Consider the following 1929-nt stretch of genomic DNA (forward strand, 5'->3'; position numbering starts at 1 on the left):
GGTTTTGTCTCGTAATTATTGCTAGGAGAGTGATGATTTTCTGTCATTGTTCACGATTGCGGACAGTTGGTTGTGATGGGAGGATTCATTGCTGTTGCAACAATTGCTGTTACAACCATTGCTGTTACAAAAAAGCAGGCTGAATAAATGATATTCAACCCGCTTGTTTATTGTTACTTCAATCTAAAAACCACTTCAACTCTATCGCTAATCGCCACTTGGCCTTGTTGATAGGTTTGCGCTACATCGGCATTCATTTTCATGCTGGCGTGGTACATTTCTGGCTGATTTTCTTGTTGCGGAAAGTATCTTACTTGCCAAACCCCTGCAATTTGTTCACCAAAGCCTTTTGCTAAAGATTGAGCTTTTTGCTTGGCATCATCAATCGCGGCTTGGCGAGCTTGAGCAATGATTTTGGTTTCTTGGCTCGACTTTAGTTCGATATTATTAACGTTATTAATCCCTTCAACCAAAGCGCTGTCGAGTAATTCATTTAAGCTGTTAAGGTCAATTACGGTAATGGTCATTTGACGACTAGCGTTATAACCCGTGAGTTTACGCGGTTCATTTTGCACATACATATATTGCGGATTAAGTTGTAAATTAGCACTTTGAATGTGTTTTTTGTCGACTCCAGCCTTGAGTAAACGTTGCATAAATTGGCTGACGGCTTCGTCGGCTTTGTCTTTAGCGGCTTTAGCGCTATCGGCTTCTATAGATACTTGAACATTGATAATAGCCATGTCTGCTGCAGCTTCAATGGTGCTTGTTCCCACTGTTTCAATATGAGCAAAACTGAGCTCGGCCGCTTGCACTGTCGATAAACTGCTGGTGGCGGTTAAGGTAAATAATGAAGCAGAAATGATGCTTGTGAGTAATATTTTGTTCATTGATAACTCCGCTAATGGTTAGCTAAATACTGTTTACACTCAGGTAAAGTGAGTCTGTTATGAGTGTAAACGGTGCAAATATAAAAAAGGGTTTTTATTTTTGACTATTTTCTGCGATTTATTTCTTACGGTTTATTTATGATTTACTAACTACTTAACAGAAACTAAAACAACTGTGCTGAGATATTAAGCAATTTGTTTCTGATCCATTGATTTACCGGATCGTCTTGGGCTTGTTGATGCCAATACATGTGTACCGCCAGTTCTGGCACTTCAAAGGGTAATGGTGATACTACAATTGGCATGGTTTGTTGTAACAACATGGCGTAGGTGTTTGGCATGGTCATGATCAAATCTGATTGGCAGATCACACTGATGGCGGCAAAGTAATGCTCGCAGCGTAATGCAATATTGCGGTTAACGCCTTGATGGGCGAGTGCCATGTCGACGGTGTCGATGCTGAAGTCTTTTAAGCTCACTAATGCATGAGATGCGGCGGCATAATTAGCGAGGGTGAGCTGCTGTAAAATCGGATGGTTTTGGCGACACACTAATGAAAATCGTTCGCTGCATATTAGAGTGTTGCAAATATCTTTATGAGTTGGCATCAGTACATCGATAACGATATCTAAACTTTGCTGCGCCAGCGACGGCTCAAGTTCAGTGCGTTTAATTTGACGACTGTTTAAGGTGATGTTGGGGGTGTTATTGAGTAAATCAGGCATAAGAATAGGAAAGAACATTGACTCTAATATGTCTCTTAAGCCCAGTTCTATCACGCGTTTGTGCTGTTGTATGTCAAATGTAGCGGGCTGGCTAACAGTATTATTGAGTAACAGCAGCGCTTGTTGCACGTCGGGAATCATTTTTTGGCACAGTGCTGTCGGTACCATTTTACGACCATGACGGACAAATAACGGATCGTTAAATTTGTCGCGCAACCGAGCAATAGCATGGCTCACAGCTGGTTGTGTTAGGTGTAGCTTACTGGCCGCAGCAGTAATGCTGCCGTGCTGATATACCGTGCTCATAATGAGGA

At 41.8% G+C, this 1929-nt stretch carries 2 protein-coding genes; both read right to left on the bottom strand.

Going from position 1 to position 1929, the window contains the following annotated elements; genetic code table 11:
• Positions 1-173: 173 nt before the first annotated feature.
• Complete coding sequence (locus CXF78_RS15680) at positions 174-890, bottom strand: oxidative stress defense protein (RefSeq protein ID WP_102037308.1); 717 nt, start codon at positions 888-890, stop codon at positions 174-176.
• A 164-nt stretch (positions 891-1054) separates the two neighbouring features.
• A partial coding sequence (locus CXF78_RS15685; RefSeq protein WP_102037309.1) for a LysR family transcriptional regulator occupies positions 1055-1929 on the bottom strand: 875 nt, incomplete at its 5' end.

The sequence above is a fragment of the Shewanella sp. 11B5 genome, from assembly GCF_002836795.1.
Taxonomy (GTDB): domain Bacteria; phylum Pseudomonadota; class Gammaproteobacteria; order Enterobacterales; family Shewanellaceae; genus Shewanella; species Shewanella frigidimarina.